Source organism: Pseudomonas sp. GW456-E7 (genome assembly GCF_059424105.1).
On the sequence record NZ_JBWKZB010000041.1, the window covers coordinates 1 to 12,968 of the forward strand.

13 protein-coding genes and 2 pseudogenes are annotated in these 12,968 nt (G+C 56.4%); 9 read left to right on the plus strand and 6 right to left on the minus strand.

Annotated elements, in window-relative coordinates:
* Positions 1-2,869, plus strand: a 2,869-nt coding sequence (locus AC07YV_RS22685; RefSeq protein WP_494990355.1) for an Ig-like domain-containing protein, incomplete at its 5' end; no start/stop codon positions are given.
* Positions 2,870-3,016: 147 nt separating this feature from the next.
* Here AC07YV_RS22685 and AC07YV_RS22690 read toward each other — a convergent pair.
* Positions 3,017-3,619, minus strand: a pseudogene (locus AC07YV_RS22690) (DDE-type integrase/transposase/recombinase); the annotation flags it as partial.
* A gap of 592 nt (positions 3,620-4,211) precedes the next feature.
* Positions 4,212-4,484, minus strand: a complete 273-nt coding sequence (locus AC07YV_RS22695) for a helix-turn-helix domain-containing protein (protein ID WP_102701446.1) — start codon at positions 4,482-4,484, stop codon at positions 4,212-4,214.
* 88 nt (positions 4,485-4,572) lie between these two features.
* Between AC07YV_RS22695 and AC07YV_RS22700 the strand changes: the two genes are divergently transcribed.
* Entirely contained in the window at positions 4,573-5,034 is a 462-nt protein-coding gene (locus AC07YV_RS22700) for a hypothetical protein (RefSeq protein WP_102701445.1), read from the plus strand.
* Between the two features lie 850 nt (positions 5,035-5,884).
* Here the strand turns inward: AC07YV_RS22700 and AC07YV_RS22705 are convergent.
* Positions 5,885-6,124: pseudogene (locus AC07YV_RS22705) on the minus strand (glutathione S-transferase N-terminal domain-containing protein); the annotation flags it as partial.
* A gap of 382 nt (positions 6,125-6,506) precedes the next feature.
* Between AC07YV_RS22705 and AC07YV_RS22710 the strand changes: the two are divergent.
* From AC07YV_RS22710 to AC07YV_RS22720, 3 genes are all read left to right on the plus strand, one after another.
* The gene (locus AC07YV_RS22710) at positions 6,507-6,911 is read left to right on the plus strand and encodes a TraR/DksA family transcriptional regulator (RefSeq protein WP_007935965.1); all 405 of its coding nucleotides are present in this window, start codon (positions 6,507-6,509) and stop codon (positions 6,909-6,911) included.
* A 618-nt stretch (positions 6,912-7,529) separates the two neighbouring features.
* Positions 7,530-8,753, plus strand: coding sequence for a methyl-accepting chemotaxis protein (locus tag AC07YV_RS22715; protein ID WP_494990356.1), 1,224 nt, complete (start codon positions 7,530-7,532; stop codon positions 8,751-8,753).
* Positions 8,754-8,880: 127 nt separating this feature from the next.
* On the plus strand, positions 8,881-9,084 hold the full coding sequence (locus AC07YV_RS22720; RefSeq protein ID WP_102701451.1) for a hypothetical protein: 204 nt from the start codon (positions 8,881-8,883) through the stop codon (positions 9,082-9,084).
* Positions 9,085-9,089: 5 nt separating this feature from the next.
* Here the strand turns inward: AC07YV_RS22720 and AC07YV_RS22725 are convergent, their stop codons facing one another.
* The 3 genes from AC07YV_RS22725 to AC07YV_RS22735 form a co-directional block, all read right to left on the minus strand.
* Positions 9,090-9,326 (minus strand): DUF2789 domain-containing protein, encoded by a 237-nt coding sequence (locus AC07YV_RS22725; RefSeq protein WP_007973758.1) that lies wholly within the window; start codon positions 9,324-9,326, stop codon positions 9,090-9,092.
* Between the two features lie 132 nt (positions 9,327-9,458).
* The gene (locus AC07YV_RS22730; protein ID WP_007973761.1) at positions 9,459-9,689 is read right to left on the minus strand and encodes a hypothetical protein; all 231 of its coding nucleotides are present in this window, start codon (positions 9,687-9,689) and stop codon (positions 9,459-9,461) included.
* 161 nt (positions 9,690-9,850) lie between these two features.
* Positions 9,851-10,099, minus strand: coding sequence for a hypothetical protein (locus AC07YV_RS22735; protein ID WP_102701444.1), 249 nt, complete (start codon positions 10,097-10,099; stop codon positions 9,851-9,853).
* Between the two features lie 433 nt (positions 10,100-10,532).
* Between AC07YV_RS22735 and AC07YV_RS22740 the strand changes: the two genes are divergently transcribed.
* The 4 genes from AC07YV_RS22740 to AC07YV_RS22755 all read left to right on the plus strand — a co-directional run bounded on the left by AC07YV_RS22740 (position 10,533) and on the right by AC07YV_RS22755 (position 12,862).
* Positions 10,533-10,982: a hypothetical protein gene (locus AC07YV_RS22740; protein WP_173900842.1), complete on the plus strand. Its 450-nt coding sequence runs from the start codon at positions 10,533-10,535 to the stop codon at positions 10,980-10,982.
* The gene (locus AC07YV_RS22745; protein WP_095967984.1) at positions 10,982-11,185 is read left to right on the plus strand and encodes a hypothetical protein; all 204 of its coding nucleotides are present in this window, start codon (positions 10,982-10,984) and stop codon (positions 11,183-11,185) included. Before AC07YV_RS22740 ends, AC07YV_RS22745 begins: the two co-directional genes overlap by 1 nt.
* 118 nt (positions 11,186-11,303) lie before the next feature.
* Positions 11,304-12,317 carry an ABC transporter substrate-binding protein gene (locus AC07YV_RS22750; protein WP_102701442.1) on the plus strand — a complete coding sequence of 338 codons (1,014 nt, stop codon included), beginning with the start codon at positions 11,304-11,306 and terminating at the stop codon, positions 12,315-12,317.
* A 107-nt stretch (positions 12,318-12,424) separates the two neighbouring features.
* Complete coding sequence (locus AC07YV_RS22755) at positions 12,425-12,862, plus strand: DUF3995 domain-containing protein (RefSeq protein WP_102701441.1); 438 nt, start codon at positions 12,425-12,427, stop codon at positions 12,860-12,862.
* Positions 12,863-12,968 lie beyond the last annotated feature (106 nt).

Consider the following 12,968-nt stretch of genomic DNA (forward strand, 5'->3'; position numbering starts at 1 on the left):
CACCACGGTGCTGGAGTACGACGACACCACGGCCCCCGAAGCGCCGGTGGTTGGCATCACCGACCACGGTGACGGCACCCTGACCATTGCCGGCAGCGGCGAGCCAGGCGCGACCGTGAACGTGACGCTCCCGGATGGCTCCTTCTGGGATGGCGCCCTCTTCGGCATAGTGGTGGATGCTGCAGGCAACTACAGCTTCAACAGCCCGGAGGGTAAGATCCAGCCGAATGGCAACGTCGTGGTCACCCTCACCGACGGTACCGGCAACCTCTCCGAAGAGACGGTTGTGGCGTATGAAGACACCAGTGCTCCAGAAGCCCCGGTTGTCGGTATCACTGACAACGGTGATGGCACCCTGACCATTTCCGGCAGCGGCGAGCCAGGCGCGACCGTGAACGTGACCTTCCCGGATGGCAGCACTGGCAGCGTGGTGGCGGATGCTGCAGGTAACTACAGCGTCGACAGCCCGGCGGGCGTGAGCCAGCCGAACGGTGAAGTTGTGGTTAGTGCCACTGACATCAATGGCAACCATTCTGAAAACACTGTGGTTGAGTATGAGGACACCCGCGTTCCAGAAGCCCCGATTGTCGGCATCACCGACAACGGTGACGGCACCCTGACCATAGCAGGTCGCGCTGAACCAGGAGCGACCGTGAACGTGCTGCTCCCGGATGGCGGCCTCTTCAGCGTGGTGGTGGATGCTGCAGGCAACTACAGCTTCAACAGCCCGGAGGGTAAGATCCAGCCGAATGGCGAAATCGTGGTCAATGTTACTGACGTTAACGGCAACCTCTCCGAAAACACCGTGGAGGTTTATGTCGATAGCATCAAGCCTGCCGCTCCAACGGTCTTGTTCACCAACAACGGGGACGGCACGATCACGATTACCGGCTACGGTGAACCACTCGGTACGGTCAACGTCGTGTTCCCGGATGGCAGCACCGGCAGCGCGGTGTTGGATTATTCGGGCAGCTACACCCTCAACAGCCCGGCCGGTGTTCCCCAGCCGGAAGGTAACCTGGTGGTCAGCGTGATCGACCGCAACGGCAATACCTCGGATGACACCGTGGTGTTTGTCGACATCGTCGCTCCAGACGCACCGGCCTTCAACGCTCTGGCAGGAATCCTTGATCACGGCACACCTGTGTTGAGCGGTATGGCAGAGGCGGGCGCAACGATTGTCATCTACGACAACGGCTCGGAAATCGACCGCGTTATAGTGGCTGAAGATGGCAGTTGGTCGTACACGCCATCACCTGTGTTGAGTAATGGTGTACATCAGTTGTCCGTTGAAGCGGTAGATGAAGCGGGTAACGTTTCTGTGCGGACGGAGCAACTGATCGAGGTTGACACCACTGCACCCACGCAGACGGCTTCGGTCACCTCCATGACCAAGGACAGTGGTTCCGTTCGCACTGATTTTAATACCAACGATGGCAGTGCCGGACGCCTGATACAGGGCAAGCTGAGCGCAGCACTGAGTGGACATGAAAGGCTGCAGATGTCCACTGATGGTGGTGCCACATGGGTGGATGCGGTGGTGAATGGCCTGGACTGGGTACTGCAGGACCTCAACAGTCATGCCGGGAGCTGGTCAATTCAGACGCGCGTTGTGGATAGCTTTGGACGTGAAGGAGCAGCGACATCTGTCTCCATAACCATGGATAGTTTGGCGCCAGGTGCTCCGACCAGCGCTACCGTAATAAATAAGACCGCCTACATGGAGCTGACTGTGAACGGTCTAAACAACCCGGACATCAAGGTGGGCGACAAGATACTCATACATGGTGAGAATCTAGGTGTTGAGTACGTCGTGACGGCTGCAGATACGAGTGCAGGTAAGGCAGTAGTTCATGTGTTAAGCAATTCTTCGATCTACGACGTGAAAATCGTGGACTCATACGGCAATGCTTCTTCTTCCGTTAAAACAACTCAAACCGTCATGAGTTCACTCTACGCCTATGAGTCCAAGGGGGATGTCAATGGAAGCGTGAGGATGGATATAGGCTATTTGACTGCGAGTGCAGGGCTGGTTGGCATTGGGGGGGCATACGGTGGTAGTAAGACGACAAACTATCTGCACGTTGGCACGAGTGGAACAAACAACGGTTGGGTAGAAATCAAGCTCTGGCGCCCCGCGACCAAGTTCGCGATGACCCAGCTCAAGGACATCAGCCACGTAGGTTCTGTGGCGTTCGAGTTTTATGACACGAACGGTGTGTTGCGACACACTGCTTTCCCTTCCGATGCGATGACTTATGCTATGTACGACACAGGTGGAGTAGGTGCACCAATTGATCGCGTGAAAATTGTCGTAACGGGGGAGACGGGAGGGTTTAATTCGGGCTTGACGAATATCACTTATATTGCACCGTCCGACATCATAGAAATCACCAAAGACTTTGCCTACGTGGGCACTGCGGCTGACGACACGTTCAGCCTTTCGTATAGCGAGTGGCTTAGTGGGGTCGCCGGTTCGGTGGATGGCGGCGGTGGGACCGATGTTCTGCGGATCAAGGGCGCCCTGCAGACATTTGATCTGACCGCGCTTGGCAACAAGATTAGCTCCGTCGAAGTGATCGACATCACCGGCACGGGTGACAACACGCTCAAGCTGTCACTGGGTGATGTACTGGGTCAGGGCAGCATGGACCTGTTCCATGCCAGTGGCGATGTCCAGATGATGGTCAAAGGCAACGCCGGCGATGTGGTTATGCTCGATGATCTGCTGCCCAATGGCATGGATCCAGGTGATTGGGCCAATACTGGGTCGGTGGATGTAGGGGGCGTAACCTACGCCAGCTACCAGCACTCTACGATGGATGCAGAACTGTTGGTTCAGCAGGGGGTGACGGTGAATCTGGTCTGATACCTGTTGTTGATTTGCCAATGCTGTAGCAATTGACCGCGGGTAGGTTCCCTACTCGCGGTCATAAGATGTTCCCCACACCCTGCGAGGGCCAGTCTTTCGCAGGGTGTTTTATTTGGAGGGGCGGAAGCATGAACAAGCCTGCACTTCGTTGCATTCCCTTCGCCAGGCCTCAATGATCACCTTGGAGTGTGGTAAACTAATGAACCAGTGCTCCTTCAGGCATTCATCACGAAGCGTCCATTAAACGATTCAATGTAAGCTTTTTGGTTGAATTTTCCTGGTTCAATTAGAGATAGCTGCACACCACATGATGGACCCGTGTCTGCATAGCGCGGCCACAGAACTCCTTGCCGTTATCTGTGCGGAGGGTTTTGGGCGGGCCACGTGACATAGCGAGGCGATAAGGATACGTGTCGAAGAGTGCTCACCAATCGCTCGCTCCGGCAAGATGGCGACAGCCGCATGGTTGGCATCATCCACTACGGTTAGACTATTGATGACCCGCCCCTTAGCCGTGCGATCAAACACAAAGTCCATCGATCATACTGAATTAGCAGTTTGTGAACGGCCCAGTGGTTGCCGATCCGCAATCGGTATCTTCTTGCGTTTGCGCCTCTTTACCTGCAGGCGAGCATCGGCATAAAGACGTTCAACCCGCTTGTTGTTGACCTGTTCGCCTGCCTGCCGCAGCTTCAGATAGATCATCGCTGCACCAAAGCGACGATACCGATGTGCCAGCGCTACGATGTGAATCGCCCCGGCTTTCGTTTTACACACTCTGGGCCGTTAGCTGCCTGTTGTGAGCGGCTGAAAACGATTGTTGCCCTTCGCCATTGGCAGCAACCGCCGATTGCTACCTGTGTGAGAGGTTGTGAATGGCGCTCAAGTCGAGCACGTCAGCTACGGGGCTGTGCATGATGGCAACTCGACGAAAGGGGGACTGGGAAGGGAAATTGTGTAAGCAGACGTGGGGCAAGTGCCTTGCTGGGCAACAAAACTAACCCCCTGGTGCGCACTAAGGGACAGGTCCCGCCCGAGGCGTGGGGCTATTCTCAAGCCGAATCCTAGCATGAGAATGAGGGCAGGCCAAAGGGATCAGCCGCTATCGATAGCCAGCGCCCATTGCTGCCGGTGGCGATGGTCAAAAACGGCCAGTGACATCCTGCATGGCGGCCGCTTCTGCTTGGTGTCGTAAAGGTTTGGCAGTGGCTCCGGACTCGGATTTCACATAATGGCGTGTAAAAAAACGTTTTCACCAGTCAATGACAGGCAGTTTGGACACGCCGATTTTTCGGAAGAATCGGTCGGTTGCTGCCGACGGTGATCCCAGAACCCTAGGTCAGCAAGAAGCGAGGTGATTGAGCTCAAGCTCAACACGCTTCAAAAGCGCGGATACATCTTCCCCCTCCAATAAGTAACTTTTTGCCAAAAGAGTAATAGGACGGATGCCTAAGGCCTTCGCGAGATCTTCAACCTTTTCGATTGAAGGGCTTTTCTTCCCATTCTCAACCTCACTTACATACGCTTGGCTGGGGGCTAGCGTTTCCTGCGACAGACCCATGCGCAGTCGACTTTTTCTTAGCGCTAATCCAAACGCGATCTTCCGTTCCATTTGTACAACTCACAAAAGGAACGATGAAGCCGGTCAAGCACGGAAAGGACTATATTCGATAGCGATATTATGACGACGGAGGTGCACCGTGTTCCGCACTTATGACTGGGCTGAGGCCATTTCAGTCCCTTTTTTCGAGGATGATTTTCGCGTTTGGACATATGTCGAGTACGACGTCGGCGGGGTTTGGTTTCACGTCCAGATCGAGGAACGTGAATGCACAAGATGGCGTCGTTTCAATCTCATGATCAGCGGTGAATTCGCTTTGCGGTCTTTGATTGCACGACAGTCTGAACATCTAGCAGTAGTCGACGTTCAGCTAGTTAGCTCTAGTGAGGTCAACAACAGCGGGCGACTACTGATGAAGTCACTAGTGAAAGCTGAACGACTGTTCCATAAAAGTAAGAATGGCATTCTTTACGAGGTCGACAGTGGTAAGTGCTACCCAGTAGGCGATCCAACTATTGATCCAGCTCGGTCTGATGGCTATGACCTGATTTTTGATTCATCCATGTGTCTAGATTCTCAGTTTTTCGACCACAAAAAATAGTGTAAATACAAGGTGAAATTAGATTTTATTGTCCGTAAATCGTCTATATCGGGTAGAGCGTCCAAAAAACTAGCTTTATGCGCAATTATGAAAAAATTCATAATTTGGCTCGAGAGACGTCTGAGGCGGCAAAAGGCAGGGTGTGCAGGGCGTGGGGGAAACAGTATGGATAAAAAATATCCCCATGACCTCTTGGTCCATCAGGACAATTGAATCGCCGCGGATAGCCGCCTCCCTGCCGAAAGCACTTTTTCAGTTATAGGCTTCAACAACTCTAAACAGCTCATAGATTCTCCAGGGAGCGTCCTCCAATCTAATATGCAACGCTCACAAAGCCTTGACCACGAACGAGCATTTTTATATTTGACCGGAAGTGTGCGTTTCTCCGCCAGTCGCGTTGCGTTCGTCCACCGAGCAAACCGGATAAAATCGCCGGCGATCAATGATGATGGGTGACCATGTGCAGTTGCGCAGCTTGCGAATTCGACCTATTTCTGCGGCTTCCTTGATGGCAGGTCCACTACCTCAAGGTTGCTTAATTTAGCCTTGAGTACACGGTTCTCGTCCAAAAGCACTTCATTGACGAACCTGAGCTTGATGACTTTGGCCCGCAATTGCTCGATATCATGACGGTGGGCTACGGACTCTTGCGGTACGCAATTAAGTCTTGTTGTTTCACATCACGCATGGCGCGACTGGAGCGATCTTGAACCTCTCGGATATGCGGAAAAACCACCTTGGTTTGGTTGGGTTTTTTTTCTTTTTTTGCATTGATTGACACGCTAAAGCGCTTTCATGTCAGGTCATCGTGACAACGTGTCAATGCATTGTGACAAATGGGGGGTTCGACGGGCATCAGGCTGTTATCGGCCAGGGTTTCCAGGTAGTCGATGATCAGCGTCGAGTCCATCAACACCTCACCGTCATCCAGCACCAGCGTAGGCGCCTTGACCACCGGGTTGATCTGCCGGAATTGTTCGAAGTGGCGGAACACCGAGACCGATTGATGTTCCAGCGTGATTCCCAGGCATTTGGCAGAAATGGCGGCGCGCCTGACATAGGGCGAGTCCAGCATACCGATCAGCTTCATGGTCCTTTCCTTTATATGGCCATTTCGGGAGGGACAACCTTAGCTGAGGTTCGCAGCCATGCAAATGGCAGGGAAAAAGGCGGGGAAAATGGCCCCGTGCAGGCCGTTTGTCTTCTATATACAGCCGCTCGATTGAATTTCTTGCTATAAACGCACTCCGATTACCGCCTCAAAGCCTGCCGTAGAGCATTTTCAGGGCTTTGTCGGACAAATTCGCTGTCTTTTCAGTTGCTGAGGCCTCAAGTCGGCCTTAGACTGCCGCCCCTCGTAAATTGAGTGCCGGGTGGCGCTTGGAACAAACGGCGCCTTTCCGATGGCCTGCCCAGGTCTGCCGGAACGCTCCCTTATTCGCCTTAATGCACGTTTTTTTATAGAGATATCAATGACAAAGGACAAGTTGCTGGCCATGCCGGCGGATGACTACATGAATGCCGAGCAACATGCTTTTTTCTCCGAGCTGTTGCAGAACATGAAAGTCGAAACCCATGAGCGCATCGAACAGAACCGCATCGCCATCGAAAGCCTGGACACCCCGGCCGATCCGGCAGACGCGGCTTCGGTCGAAGAAGAGCGCACCTGGCTGGTGAACGCGATCGATCGCGACCAGCGCATGCTGCCTCAGTTGGAGCAAGCCCTTGAGCGCATCAAGGAAGACAGCTTTGGCTGGTGCGACGACAGCGGCGAGCCGATCGGCCTCAAGCGCCTGCTGATCAGCCCGACCACCAAGTACTGCATCGAAGCTCAAGAGCGTCACGAGCAAATCGACAAGCACCAGCGTCAGGCCTGATTCTGTGAGGCAGCCCTGTTGAACCGGGCTGCCTGAAAAGATCGCAGCCTGCGGCAGCTCCTACATTTGTTCCGTAGGGGGTTGCTGCAGGCTGCGATCTTTGTTTTCTGCCGTCTGCGATTTCCCGATTCTTCTATTGATCTGCTGCAACGTTCGCGACTAAAGGCTCATGGATAATGGCCTTATGCCGGCGTTTAATGCGAAGACAACAATTAGAAGTTTTCCGGGGTGACGATGATGACAAGAGACGGGTCTCTGGCTGCGGCAGTGCCTGCACCAGTGCTGTTGCCGAAAAACCGCTGGCTGACACCGACGCTGCAAAGCATCGCCTTGATGCTGTTGTTATGTGGCATGTCGTTGGGCGGTTGGTCGCTCTACCTTGGCCTGCCCCTGGCCGTCCTGATCATCTGGCTGCCTCGCTTGCGTTCGCGCGCGACCCCACAGTCGGCTTCCCCCGGCAACCCCGATGCCATCGGCGAGTTGACTCGCGATCTTTCCTACACCACCAGCCATAACGCGCTTTCGGCCGCCGGGGTGGCGTTCTCGGTTCGGCAACTGGCGGAAAAACTGCAATCGCAGCTCTCGGCGGCGGCACAGATCGTCAGCAACGCCGAGGTCATGATTACCACCGAACACGCCACCTCGCTGCTCAGTCGCCAGGCGCTGAGCGCCGCCAGCGAGGCTCATCAAAGTGGCGCGGTGGGGCGTACGGAACTGATCGAGTCCATTGCCCGCATGCATCAGCTCAGCCAGCGCGCCAGCAACAGCCGTGAACTGATCGAAGCCTTGAGCCTGCGCAGCGATGATATCCAGCGCGTGACCCTGGTGATTCAGTCCATCGCCAGCCAGACCAACCTGTTGGCGTTGAACGCCGCCATTGAAGCGGCGCGGGCGGGGGAGCACGGTCGCGGTTTTGCCGTGGTGGCCGACGAGGTTCGCGGGCTTGCCGCACGCACGGCGACCGCGACGGGCGAAGTCGGCGAGATGGTGGCCGATATCCAGCAACGGACCGCGCAGGTGGTGGAGCAGATCCGCCAACTGTCCAGCGACCTCGACACCGGCGTCGAGCAGGTCGAGCGCACCGGGCAGCACCTGGAGAACATTGCCCGTCTGGCGGCCAGTGTCGAGTCCCAGGTCGGGGAAATCGCCCAGGGCGCAGACACCAACCGTGAACAGCTCGACAGCCTGTTTCACGCCATCGAACAGATGCGCAGCGACCTGGCGGTCAGCGATCAGCAGACTCAGCGTCTGGCCCAGGCGGCGGTGCAAATGGAAGGGCAGGCCGAAACCATCAGCGAGCGACTGGCCGAGGTGGGGCTGGATGATTATCACCAGCGGATCTATGACCTGGCCCGGGAAGGCGCGAGCCGGATTGCAGAACGTTTCGAGGCGGATATCGATGCCGGTCGAATCAGTCTGGACGACCTGTTCGACCGCAACTACCAGGTCATCCCCCATACCAGCCCGGCCAAGTATCAGACGCGTTTCGACCGCTACACCGATCAGGTCTTGCCAGCGATCCAGGAACCCTTGTTGCCGCGTCACGAAGGATTGGTGTTCGCCATCGCCTGCACCCAGCAGGGTTATGTGCCGACCCACAACCATGCGTTCAGCCAGCCGCTGACGGGGGACGCGCAGGTCGATGCCTTGCAGAACCGGACCAAACGCAAGTTCGCCGACCGCACCGGGATCCGCTGCGGCAGCCATCAGAAGGCCGTGCTGCTGCAAACCTATACCCGGGACACCGGCGAGTTGATGCACGATCTCTCGGTGCCGATCATGCTCAAGGGCCGGCATTGGGGCGGTTTGCGCCTGGGCTACAAGCCGGAAAAACCGCGCTAGCAACCCCGGGTTGCCGGGTGATTGTTACAAATCCTGCAACTGACCTGTGCAGCGTTTTGCTGTTTCCTCGTCGAGAATTTAACTAGCATACCTATTAATTAGGTTGCTAATGAAGTTCGAGGTCAGCATGCAAGGCAAAGTTGATGTCGCGGTCATGATCGGCAGCGGCGTACCTGCCAATCTGCGCTCCATGGGACGCAAGGTTTGCTGGGTGGTGTTGCTCAATGGCGAGCGCCGGGGCACGGCGTTCTCCAGTCGCGACGAAGCGGAGGAGTGCAGGGCTGCCTGGTTGGCGCAATTGAACGCCGAAAGACCTGACAGCCTGCATTGAAGTGGTCAGTGGGTCTGATGCATGCGCAGGTTCAGGTCGTCGACTACTCGCGCCCAGTCTGCGTCTTCGCGTAGTTGTTCCTTGAGGAAGCCGGCCTGCTGCGGTGACCAGAACTCGGCGTCGATGAGCTTCTTGTCGTCGGGCAGGGAATGGCCGGCAATGAAGTCGTCGATCGCTTTCTGGCTCGAGTCCAGGCCGAGCTGGTCGAACAGGCCTTTCAGGTCGTGTGTCGGTGATTCCATCTTCATCTCCTTGCAGGTCATCAGTCGGGACGAGGGGCGAGGTGCGGTCTCCTGGTTTCGAGGGCGCCGCACGGGTGGAGTTCGATCACGATGTTCAAACGCAACACAGAGCATAGACCGCCAATCCGGGTATCAGGCTTTCAGTGCCCCGGCATCGACCGCCGCCTTCAGCTCCCTGGCCGATTCCTGGGCCGCGATCGCAGCGACATCCGGGGTTTTGAACCAGCGATCTTTTTCGACCTGGTGATAGGTCACGGTCTTGAGCGGTGGTTTGGCGCGCATGACAATCACGGCCTGGAATTCACCCTCGACTTCTCTGGCTTCACCCCGGATAAAAAACTCGCCGATATCAAATTCCGTCACGTTGCAGACTTCCCCTGGAAATACATTGTTGTTGTCAACGCCATCCGATTTGTTGCGGATTCGTTTTATTGGGCGGGCAGTATGGCAGTAGTTGCCCGTCGACGGCTGAGATAAGTCGACGGGCAGACCAAACGTTGATGAAAATGAGCGCGACGGGCCTGTCAACCCTGTGATTCAAGAAACCGGGCGAGGGCGCAGGCTTCGTTATGATTGGCTCGGAAACCTCTTACACAGCCTGTAGAAATATCCTTGATGTGAAAGAAGGCAATGCCCGCCATCACCACCTGAAAGCGCGGGCGGGAAGGGACATCGGGAAGCGGTCCGGAACGGCCGAACGGTCTCGGCTGCGAGATCGCTGTTGTTTGCGAGTCAGGCACCAAGGGATAGGCAAAGTGTGTCAGTGTGCACATATGAAGTCCTTTTCATTGTTTTGCCGACGTATGTACGTCGTTTTGGCTAGTCTTCAGGAGCATCGCTGCTCTAGAATCACCCTTATTGGTGGGTGAATGATGTTTATCTAAAGCAATTTTTTGCTGACGATATGTAGGAAATTTTTTTCTCTTGGTGAGATTTTTCCCCGAAGTTGATAGTCCATAATTTTCGGGCAGCAGGAAGGGCGTTTTCCTTCAGCCTGTGACGAACACCAGTCAGGACGACGCGAGTGACGTTCCAGTAGTCTTCTCAAGCTTCGTGATGAATGAGTGCACTGCTCATTCAGGACATCAATCCGGGTTCTCTGGCGACACCTTCGGCATTGCCGCTTTTTTGGCTGTGCGTTTGTTTTCGCGTACGGCGCCATTTTTCAGATGTGGGGATGTTTCCTTGGCAGTAAGTAATCTCGATATGCATGCCTTGTTCGTGCTGGGCGATTTGCGCGCAAAGCTGGTCAAGCAGTTTCAGTCACGTTTCGTTTACATCACCGAACAGAACGCTGAAGGCATTTACATTGCCGAAATCGACACCGAATCAGCCCTGGTGGTGGACGACAAGCCCGGACTCAAGCTCAAGGTCGGCGATCATTTCAGCGCCTCCGTGTTGCCCAGTCGCGAAGGCGGCAAGCTGGACATCAGGTTCCGCGACATCAAGCTGACGGTTTACGGCATTGGCGATTACGCCTTCGTGACCACCGCCGATGGTCAGGGGGTCGTGTTCAAGGAAGGTCACAGCGTGGTGATGGTGTTTGCCGCCCATCAACAGTTGCAGGAAGGCCTGACCAAGACCCTCAAGGCCGTGACCGCCAAAGTGGCCAAGTGGCGCAAGGGCGAGCTGGTGACCTTCAAGGCCAGCGAGTGATGACCCTGACCCGCGCCGACTTCCACGAACAGAACCTGGCCAGCGCTCAAGACGAAGCGCGGCGGCTGTTCGAGCACAAGCCCCTTCTGCAGGGAGCCTGGCTGAACTGGGTGGCGTCACAGCTTTACCAATTGCAACCGGCGCCCTACGCCAGCATGGTCAGGCGAGAGCTGACGCGTTTGCAGGAAACTTCCGAAAACTGATCCCCGCACCTCGAAAGCAGGAACCTCTACTACAGTCATTGGACTGAGTATTCAGAGGCTTCGCGGTCTACTGCCAGGCCATCCTGCTATTGCTGTGAACAGCACGAGGTGCAAAAGCATGAACGGATTACGACGGTTGCTGGCTGCTGTCCTGGCCACTTTCGGTTTGCTGGCGACACCCGCCCAGGTGTTTGCCGCCCAGGCGCCGATCCACTTCGCCGACCTGAACTGGGAAAGCGGCAGCCTGATTACCGATGTCCTGCGCATCATTGTCGAGAAGGGCTACGGGCTGCCCACCGATACCTTGCCGGGTACCACCATCACCCTGGAAACCGCGCTGGCCAACAATGACATCCAGGTCATTGGCGAAGAGTGGGCCGGTCGCAGCCCGGTCTGGGTCAAGGCCGAAGCCGAAGGCAAAGTCGTCAGCCTCGGCGACACGGTCAAGGGCGCTACCGAAGGCTGGTGGGTGCCGGAATACGTGATCAAGGGCGACCCGGCCAAGGGCATCAAGCCGCTGGCGCCGGACCTGCGCAGCGTCAGCGACCTGCCGCGCTACAAAGACGTGTTCAAGGACCCGGAAGCCCCGACCAAAGGGCGCTTCCTCAACAGCCCAATCGGCTGGACCTCGGAAGTGGTCAACAAGCAGAAGCTCAAGGCGTACGGGTTGGAGGACAGCTACGTGAACTTCCGCAGCGGTTCGGGGGCGGCCCTGGATGCAGAGATCAGTTCGTCCATTCATCGTGGCAAGCCGGTGCTGTTTTACTACTGGTCGCCCACGCCGTTGCTCGGCCGCTTCAAGCTGATTCAGCTGGAAGAGCCACCGTTCGACGCCGAAGCCTGGAAAACCCTGACCGACGCCGACAACCCCAATCCACGGCCGACCCGTTCCCTGGCCTCCAAGCTGTCGATCGGTGTGTCCACCCCCTTCCAGAAGCAATATCCGCAGATTGCCGAGTTCTTCGCCAAGGTCGACTTTCCGATCGACCCGCTGAACAAGGCGCTGGCCGAGATGAGCGAGAAACATACACCGCCGCGCCAGGCGGCGCAGGCGTTCATGAAGGCTCATCCGGACGTCTGGCGCGCCTGGCTGCCCAAGGACGTGGCGGACAAAGTCTCCGCCGCCCTGTAGGCGCTGCCGAAGGCTGCGATCTTGTCTGAAAAAGCAAAATCAAAGGATCGCAGCCTGCGGCAGCTCCTACAATGTTCTGTTCAAATCCCTTTCAAGGATTCCTGACCATGACCTTGCTGTTGGCTCAATGGCTGGTGACGATCTTCGCCGTGATCAGTCTGGTGCATGTGTATTGGGCGTTGGGTGGCGAGTGGGCGGCGGTGGCGGCGGTCCCGCAAGTACCGCAGGAGGGCAGCGCAAAATTGAGGCCGGCGTTCAAGCCACGAGGCTGGATCACGCTGGTGGTGGCCGGGGCATTGCTGTTGATTGCCGTGCTGGTGTGCTGGCGGGTGGGTTGGTGGCTGCCGCCCTTGCATCACTGGTCGTTGCAGTGGGCGATCAGTGCCATTGCGATCTTGCTGTTTGCCCGGGCCATTGGCGATTCGGAGCTGGTGGGTTTTTTCAAGGAGGTCAAAGGTTCGAAATTTGCCCGGCTCGACACCTGGGTTTATTCGCCGTTGTGTGTGGTGTTGGGGGCGGGGTTGTTGGCGGTGGCCTGGGTCTGATACAGCGACGTTTCTGTAGTGACAGTACTGGCCTCATCGCGAGCAAGCTCGCTCCCACAGGTTTTGTGTGCGCCACAAATCCACTGTGGGAGCGAGCTTGCTCGCG

Coding starts and splice junctions, on each gene's coding strand:
- AC07YV_RS22750 (WP_102701442.1), top strand. CDS start 11,304: ATGAACGGATTACGACGGTTGCTGGCTGCTGTCCTGGCCACTTTCGGT.
- AC07YV_RS22710 (WP_007935965.1), top strand. CDS start 6,507: ATGACAAAGGACAAGTTGCTGGCCATGCCGGCGGATGACTACATGAAT.
- AC07YV_RS22715 (WP_494990356.1), top strand. CDS start 7,530: ATGATTACCACCGAACACGCCACCTCGCTGCTCAGTCGCCAGGCGCTG.
- AC07YV_RS22695 (WP_102701446.1), bottom strand. CDS start 4,484: ATGGAACGGAAGATCGCGTTTGGATTAGCGCTAAGAAAAAGTCGACTG.
- AC07YV_RS22755 (WP_102701441.1), top strand. CDS start 12,425: ATGACCTTGCTGTTGGCTCAATGGCTGGTGACGATCTTCGCCGTGATC.
- AC07YV_RS22745 (WP_095967984.1), top strand. CDS start 10,982: ATGACCCTGACCCGCGCCGACTTCCACGAACAGAACCTGGCCAGCGCT.
- AC07YV_RS22735 (WP_102701444.1), bottom strand. CDS start 10,099: ATGTGCACACTGACACACTTTGCCTATCCCTTGGTGCCTGACTCGCAA.
- AC07YV_RS22740 (WP_173900842.1), top strand. CDS start 10,533: ATGCATGCCTTGTTCGTGCTGGGCGATTTGCGCGCAAAGCTGGTCAAG.
- AC07YV_RS22725 (WP_007973758.1), bottom strand. CDS start 9,326: ATGGAATCACCGACACACGACCTGAAAGGCCTGTTCGACCAGCTCGGC.
- AC07YV_RS22720 (WP_102701451.1), top strand. CDS start 8,881: ATGCAAGGCAAAGTTGATGTCGCGGTCATGATCGGCAGCGGCGTACCT.